We start from the raw sequence: 6,327 nt of genomic DNA, 5'->3' as shown, positions 1-6,327 counted from the left end.
CTTTATTCCATCGACGGACAAAACGTTCCACCGCGGCAGTACGGATTATTTCGTTAATGCGCGCAAAGGGGATATTGGCGCGTTCGATTCACCGAAGTTTATCGGTCTGCCGGTGGGTGAAGTGCTGAAAGTGGCGAAGGATCATCTTGACGTTCAGGTTACAGAGCCGCTGGCGAACGGCGATGGCCTCAACGTGATGATCAAACGTGAAGTGGTTGGTTTTCGCGCCAATACGGTGGAGAAAACCGGCGAAAATCGTTATCGCGTCTGGCCGAACGAAATGCCTGCCGACCTTTACAAAGCCCGCCCGAATGCGGCGCTGAACCGTAACCTGGATCACAACTGGCAGCAGGCCTTGCTCAAGACCTCCAGCGAGCGTCGCATTGCGGTGGATATCGCGCTGGGTGGCTGGGAAGAGCAGCTGATCCTGACCATGACCTGCGAAGACGGCATCAGCGTGACGCATACGCTCGACGGCCTGTTCGAGGTGGCGAACAATGCGGAGAAAGCGCTTAGCAACCTCAAGGATGGCGTAGCGAAGCTCGGGCAGACCATTTATTATGCGCGCAATATTGAGGTGAATCTGCCGGATGCGCTGTTCGTGCCGAACAGCCTGCTGAACCAGTTCCGCCGTGAAACGGCTGAGATGCTGGATGAAGCACGCCTGGCAAACTATCCGCGCGGCAGTCGTAAGGCCGAAGCGGTGCCTGCGCCGGTCTACCCGGACACGCATCTCTCTTTCCTTGCGAACGTTTACAACCACAAAGCGCGTGCGTTTTACCATCGTCACGGCGTGCAACTGATTGACGCCGCGTATGAAGCGCATGAAGAGAAGGGCGATGTGCCGGTGATGATCACCAAACACTGCCTGCGGTTTGCCTTTAACCTTTGTCCGAAACAGGCGAAAGGGAATATTAAAAGCTGGAAAGCGACGCCGATGCAGCTGGTGAATGGCGATGAAGTACTGACGCTGAAGTTTGACTGCCGTCCGTGTGAAATGCACGTTATCGGCAAGATGAAGAATCACATCTTCAAAATGCCGTCTCCGGGCAGCATTGTGGCCTCCGTCAGCCCTGACGATTTGATGAAGACCCTGCCGAAGCGTAAAGGCAGCTAACCCGCAGAGTGGGTATCCGGTTTGCGCGATTTCTGCCAGGCATGGTGCTCGCGCAACCCCTCCGCAGACTCCTCTGCCGCGCTGCGTAACTCGTCGCTGTCAGCTTCATGACGAAGCTGATGGTCGGCGTTTTTCACGTACAGAAATTCATGTCCTTTGTGCTCCGCCATAATCTGACCCGAGAACAGGGCGCTAATCAGCAGCAGTAGCGAAAAGCCTTTTCTGAACATCTTTTACCCCCGAAAATACGCTACGGTCATCGTAGGGATAATTTCATAGAGTAATTATTCGACTCTTTAAATTTGAGAAAATAGACTGTCAAAAATTGTGGTCGCCATAAAACTCACTTAAGACTATTCTTAAAAGCAATATCGCCGTTGTAAACTCCCATTTCTGGTATGCAAAGAGAAGCTAGATTTATTGGGAAATCATTTACAATAAGATTTTTCTGGCTAAGGATTGGATCGAATAAATGAAAAAAATAATCGTGCTATCACTTCTGGGCGTAGTGGTTGCGGTGGGTGCTGCGGCCAGCATCTATTCAAATGAAGAACCAGAATATATTCAGTCAGCAAAAAGCCGTGTCGGATCGTATTTAACCAGCGATTACGGACGTGTCGAATGTAATAGCACCCAGGTAAGTGAAGATCGCTGGGAGCTGGGCTGTACCAATAAGGCGAGGGGCAAAACCTTCCAGTTCGCTGTTTACCCATCCGAGCAGGCGCCGTATGGGGTCTCTCGTGCGTTTTATCTCGAAGCGATTAATGATGATGCCCGCCAGAGTGCAGAGCAGGGGCTGATGCGTTATCTGCAAATTAATACCAAAGCGGGTTAATCGATTCGTTTATGCTTCGTTGAGGCTCACAGTGGTAGATTGCAGGTGATCCACATCCCGGTATGGAATACCGGAGCGTAGATACCAAAATACAAATCTATCCATGCAAGCATTTACCGCCAGATTATGGCGGTTTTTTTTTGCCCGTTTATCATACCGGTAAAAATTGTTTGCGATATTGCGCGGGTGAAAGCGCAAATTGCTGCCGGAAATGGTGGCGCAGCGTGGCGCTTTGTCCAAATCCGGTTTGTTCCGCAATATTGTCGATGCTGAGCCGACTGTTTTCGAGATAATCTTTTGCCCGCTGCAATCGCGCAGTCAATAACCAGCGCGCGGGTGTTGTTCCGGTCGCGTCCTGGAAACGGCGCAGAAAGGTGCGCTGACTCATACCCACCCGCAGGGCCAGCGATTCGACGGTATGGGAAACGGCCAGATGCTGGTGAAGATAATCAAACAGCTGGCCCAGGCGCTGGCTCTCCCGCAACTGAGCCACCGGTCGGCTAAGCTGCTGGGTTTGCGAGCCGTCCCGATGGGGCGGGATCACCAGCCGACGCGCCACGCGGTTTGCCACTTCCATACCATAATTCCGGCGCACCACGTGCAGGCACAGATCAATCCCCGCGGCGCTTCCGGCGGAAGTGAGAATGTCGCCTTCGTCCTGGTAGAGCACATCTTCGACCACGGTAATGGCGGGATAGCGTGTTTTCAGCGCTTGCGTGTAGCGCCAGTGGGTGGTTGCCTTCCGCCCGTCAAGCAGGCCTGAGGCTGCCAGAACGAAAACGCCAGAACAGATCGAGAGTAGCTGGCAGCCGCGGGCATGCGCCGCGCGGAGCGCCTGGCAGAGCGCTTCCGGTACGGGTTCGTCCAGCCCTCGCCAGCCGGGAACAACAACCAGATCCGCCGTCTCCAGCAGACCCAGATCGCCATCGGCCAGAATACGGATCCCGCCCGTTGCCCGGAGTTCGCCATCATCCACGCTCGCCACGGCAAACTGATACCAGTCATCGCCCATCTCCGGGCGCGGCAAGCCAAAGATTTCTACCGCCACGCCAAACTCAAAGGTACATAAACCGTCATATGCCAGCACGACCGCGCGCGGCGAGGGATGTCTTAAGTTTGTCATCTTTTTGCTGTTTTCTGGCATAGGCGGACGCATTCATGGGCTGAGTTAAGGGATAGAGTAGTGTTAACACAAACACCACAAATGAGGAAGATTCATGAGCTATGTTACTGAATTTCCGGCTGCTGAGCCGCAGGAAGCTGTGGGACATTTTCTGCGTCGTCTGAGTGTCGAGACGGACTGCGCCGATGTCCATCATGCGGTATCCGGCGGTGAGCAGGACTTTGTTCTGCTGCACGTTGTCGGAAAGCCTGAACATTTTGCCCGGCGGCATCTGCCCGGCGCGCTGCATTTACCCTGGAGCCAGATCACCGCAGAGCGGATGAAAGCGTGGCCGGAGGGCACGCTGTTTGTCGTCTATTGTGCAGGCCCGCACTGCAACGGGGCGGACAGGGCGGCGCTGAAGCTGGCGCGTCTGGGTCTGCCGGTTAAGATTATGCTCGGAGGCATGACCGGCTGGGAAGATGAGCGGTTCGCGTTTGCAGGATCTTCATCACCCGCTCTGTGAACATGAATTTATTTCAACACAGATGAAATTTTCTCGTTTGTCGGCGGCGAGCCGGTATGACATCTTTTCAGGACGTTTAGACATCCAGAAGTCTAAAGATTCAAGAGATGAATTATCACTGTGGGCAATTAACGCCGACAGACAGAGGAGATTTCCATGCAGCGACACCATGCCCCGTACCGCGCCGATGTAGTCGGCAGTTTTTTACGCCCGGATGCTATTAAACAGGCCCGTCTGCAATTTGCCAGCGGTGAAATCGATGCCGGGCAGCTTCGCGCGGTTGAGGACGAGGCCATTCGTCATGTTGTCGAGCAGCAGTGCGCCTGCGGTCTGCATGTGGTAACGGACGGTGAATTCCGCCGCGCCTGGTGGCACTTTGACTTCTTTGACGGGCTACAGGGCGTGGAGCGTTATGATTCCCAGCAGGGCATTCAGTTCAACGGGGTGCAGACTAAAGCCCATGGCGTGCGCGTAACGGGCAAACTGGGCTTCGGCGATCATCCTATGCTGGAAGATTTCCGCTACCTCAAAAGCATTAGCGGTAATGCACAGCCGAAGATGACCATTCCGAGCCCGAGCGTGCTGCACTTCCGCGGTGGCCGCAAGGATATTGATGCTACGGTCTACCCGGATCTCAAGGATTACTTTGACGATCTGGTGACCACCTGGCGCGATGCCATTCGGGCCTTTTACGATGCAGGCTGCCGCTATCTGCAGCTGGATGACACCGTCTGGGCCTATCTTTGTTCGGAGGACCAGCGCCGCCAGATCCGCGAGCGCGGTGACGATGCAGACGAACTTGCCCGGACCTATGCCCGGGTGCTGAATAAGGCGCTGGAGGGCAAACCGGACGATCTGACCGTCGGGCTGCACGTCTGCCGCGGCAACTTCCGCTCAACCTGGATTTCCGAGGGCGGCTATGAGCCGGTGGCGGAGGTGCTATTCGGCACGGTGAACGTCGACGCGTTCTTCCTGGAGTACGACAACGACCGTAGCGGGGACTTCGCGCCACTGCGTTTTGTGCGCCCGGGTAAACAGCAGGTGGTTCTGGGGCTGATCACCACCAAACACGGTGAACTGGAGAACCCGCAAGGGGTGAAAGCGCGTCTGGAAGAGGCTGCGCGCTACGTGGCGAAAGAGCAGATTTGCCTCAGCCCGCAGTGCGGATTTGCTTCTACGGAAGAGGGTAACAGCCTGAGCGAAGCCCAGCAGTGGGATAAAGTTCGCCTCGTGACGAAAATCGCCAGCGACGTCTGGTAACGCCGTTTACAGCGCTGCATTATTACAGTGCAGCGCTGTACCATTCTGAGTCGTTTCCCGTCACTCCTCTCTTCGATCCCTTTAAAATCCTGTCTCTGCAACCTGGCACTGTTTTTGCTCTCTTGAAACTGGCGTTACTTTTTTCTGCGTCCGGCGGTAACGGACGTCTTCGCACAGCTTTCTTTTCAGGAGTGAAAATATGCACCGTCGTACCTTTATTAAAGCGTTCACCTTGTCCGCCTCCGTCATCGCCATGGGAATGAGCTTTGGCGTCCAGGCCGCAGAGACCATTAAAGTCGGGATTATGCACTCTCTCTCCGGCACGATGGCCATTTCAGAAACGCCCCTGAAAGATGTCGCCCTGATGACCATCGATGAAATCAACGCTAAAGGCGGCGTGCTCGGGAAAAAGCTGGAGCCGGTGGTGGTTGACCCGGCATCCAACTGGCCGCTGTTTGCCGAAAAGGCCCGCCAGCTTCTGAGCCAGGATAAGGTCGCCGTGGTGTTTGGCTGCTGGACCTCCGTATCGCGTAAATCGGTTCTGCCGGTTTTTGAGGAGCTGAACGGTTTGCTGTTCTATCCGGTGCAGTATGAAGGTGAAGAGATGTCACCTAACGTCTTCTATACCGGCGCGGCGCCTAACCAGCAGGCGATCCCGGCGGTGGAGTACCTGATGAGCGAGGACGGCGGCAGCGCGAAGCGATTCTTCCTGCTGGGTACGGACTACGTTTACCCGCGCACTACTAACAAGATCCTGCGCGCCTTCCTGCACTCGAAAGGCGTTGAAGATAAAGATATTGAAGAGGTCTACACCCCATTTGGACATAGCGATTACCAGACCATCGTCGCCAGTATCAAAAAGTTCTCCACGGGCGGCAAAACGGCAGTGGTCTCCACCATCAACGGTGATTCCAACGTGCCTTTCTATAAAGAACTGGCGAACCAGGGCCTGAAAGCCACGGACGTGCCGGTGGTGGCGTTCTCGGTGGGTGAGGAAGAACTGCGCGGCATTGATACCAAACCGCTGGTGGGTAACCTGGCGGCGTGGAATTACTTTGAATCCGTCGACAACCCGACCAACCAGACCTTTGTCGCGGCTTACAAAGCCTACGCGAAAGCCCATAAGCTGCCGAATGCCGATACCGTGGTCACCAACGATCCGATGGAAGCGACTTACGTTGGCCTGCATATGTGGGCGCAGGCGGTTGAAAAAGCGGGAACAACCGACGTGGACAAAGTGCGCGCGGCAATGGCGGGCCAGTCGTTCAACGCGCCGTCCGGCTTTACGCTGACCATGGACGCCACCAACCACCACCTGCATAAGCCCGTCATGATTGGTGAAATTGAAGGCAACGGCCAGTTCAACGTCGTCTGGCAAACCGAACAGCCGGTACGCGCTCAACCGTGGAGCCCGTTTATCGCCGGGAATGACAAAAAGCCTGACCAGCCGATGAAAACCGCCAGCAACTAAGCCACCACCAGGGAGA

7 protein-coding genes are annotated in these 6,327 nt (G+C 55.3%); 5 read left to right on the top strand and 2 right to left on the bottom strand.

Annotation, left to right across the window (positions count from 1 at the left end):
- The coding region (locus tag HP459_RS02145) for a DUF3656 domain-containing protein (protein WP_171935888.1) at positions 1–1,117 on the top strand (1,117 nt) is incomplete at its 5' end.
- Here the strand turns inward: HP459_RS02145 and HP459_RS02140 are convergent.
- Positions 1,114–1,347 carry a DUF2554 family protein gene (locus HP459_RS02140; protein WP_022648092.1) on the bottom strand — a complete coding sequence of 78 codons (234 nt, stop codon included), beginning with the start codon at positions 1,345–1,347 and terminating at the stop codon, positions 1,114–1,116. The genes HP459_RS02145 and HP459_RS02140 overlap by 4 nt on opposite strands.
- 242 nt (positions 1,348–1,589) lie before the next feature.
- Between HP459_RS02140 and HP459_RS02135 the strand changes: the two genes are divergently transcribed.
- Entirely contained in the window at positions 1,590–1,952 is a 363-nt protein-coding gene (locus HP459_RS02135; protein WP_015570547.1) for a hypothetical protein, read from the top strand.
- 151 nt (positions 1,953–2,103) lie between these two features.
- On the opposite strand, the gene ftrA is transcribed toward HP459_RS02135, so the two are convergent.
- Positions 2,104–3,096 carry a transcriptional regulator FtrA gene (ftrA, locus tag HP459_RS02130; protein WP_126314865.1) on the bottom strand — a complete coding sequence of 331 codons (993 nt, stop codon included), beginning with the start codon at positions 3,094–3,096 and terminating at the stop codon, positions 2,104–2,106.
- Between the two features lie 73 nt (positions 3,097–3,169).
- Between ftrA and HP459_RS02125 the strand changes: the two genes are divergently transcribed.
- The 3 genes from HP459_RS02125 to urtA all read left to right on the top strand — a co-directional run bounded on the left by HP459_RS02125 (position 3,170) and on the right by urtA (position 6,311).
- Positions 3,170–3,580 (top strand): rhodanese-like domain-containing protein, encoded by a 411-nt coding sequence (locus tag HP459_RS02125; protein ID WP_023306182.1) that lies wholly within the window; start codon positions 3,170–3,172, stop codon positions 3,578–3,580.
- 156 nt (positions 3,581–3,736) lie between these two features.
- A complete protein-coding gene (locus HP459_RS02120) occupies positions 3,737–4,840 on the top strand; it encodes a cobalamin-independent methionine synthase II family protein (RefSeq protein WP_171935887.1) in 1,104 nt (367 codons plus the stop codon).
- Between the two features lie 199 nt (positions 4,841–5,039).
- A complete protein-coding gene (urtA, locus tag HP459_RS02115; protein ID WP_023306184.1) occupies positions 5,040–6,311 on the top strand; it encodes an urea ABC transporter substrate-binding protein in 1,272 nt (423 codons plus the stop codon).
- The last annotated feature ends 16 nt before the right edge of the window (positions 6,312–6,327 follow it).

Origin of the sequence: Enterobacter sp. CM29 (assembly GCF_013179605.1) — a bacterium.
GTDB classification, from domain to species: Bacteria; Pseudomonadota; Gammaproteobacteria; order Enterobacterales; family Enterobacteriaceae; genus Enterobacter; species Enterobacter intestinihominis.
The sequence above is the reverse complement of the archived record's forward strand: the minus strand, read 5'-3'. Positions and strand labels throughout refer to the sequence as shown.

Excerpts from the sequence above, each read along its gene's own strand:
- HP459_RS02140 (WP_022648092.1), bottom strand. The coding sequence starts at position 1,347 with ATGTTCAGAAAAGGCTTTTCGCTACTGCTGCTGATTAGCGCCCTGTTC.
- HP459_RS02135 (WP_015570547.1), top strand. The coding sequence starts at position 1,590 with ATGAAAAAAATAATCGTGCTATCACTTCTGGGCGTAGTGGTTGCGGTG.
- ftrA (WP_126314865.1), bottom strand. The coding sequence starts at position 3,096 with ATGCCAGAAAACAGCAAAAAGATGACAAACTTAAGACATCCCTCGCCG.
- HP459_RS02125 (WP_023306182.1), top strand. The coding sequence starts at position 3,170 with ATGAGCTATGTTACTGAATTTCCGGCTGCTGAGCCGCAGGAAGCTGTG.
- HP459_RS02120 (WP_171935887.1), top strand. The coding sequence starts at position 3,737 with ATGCAGCGACACCATGCCCCGTACCGCGCCGATGTAGTCGGCAGTTTT.
- urtA (WP_023306184.1), top strand. The coding sequence starts at position 5,040 with ATGCACCGTCGTACCTTTATTAAAGCGTTCACCTTGTCCGCCTCCGTC.